Origin of the sequence: Psychrobacter sp. 16-MNA-CIBAN-0192 (assembly GCF_040309565.1) — a bacterium.
Lineage (GTDB): Bacteria > Pseudomonadota > Gammaproteobacteria > Pseudomonadales > Moraxellaceae > Psychrobacter.
Genome location: NZ_JBEOOX010000705.1, coordinates 1 through 237, shown reverse-complemented (window position 1 = coordinate 237; position 237 = coordinate 1). Strand labels below are relative to the sequence as shown.

The following is a 237-nucleotide window of genomic DNA, read 5'->3' as shown; positions in this document are numbered from 1 at the left end:
GAGTAAATGCTGTAAATTATTGGCAAACACATCAATCGCGTCAGCTTCAGCAGTTAGGCGTTTTTCCGTCAATAAGCGATGCTCGATATGCGGACGCCATTTTTCTTTCCATAAGCTACTAGCGGCTTCTGTTAAAAACTCACGGCGCGCGTCAGGTGCTTTGGCATTAACATCGAAATGCTTGATAGTTTTTTCGATAAAGGGGGCATCTTCGCCTTCGATTTTGAGACCCAAAAC

General features: G+C 44.3%; 1 protein-coding gene. It reads right to left on the bottom strand.

Features of this window, described 5'->3' with window-relative positions; translation table 11 throughout:
* Positions 1-237, bottom strand: a 237-nt coding sequence (locus AAEY78_RS14920) for a hypothetical protein (RefSeq protein WP_352340275.1), incomplete at both ends; no start/stop codon positions are given.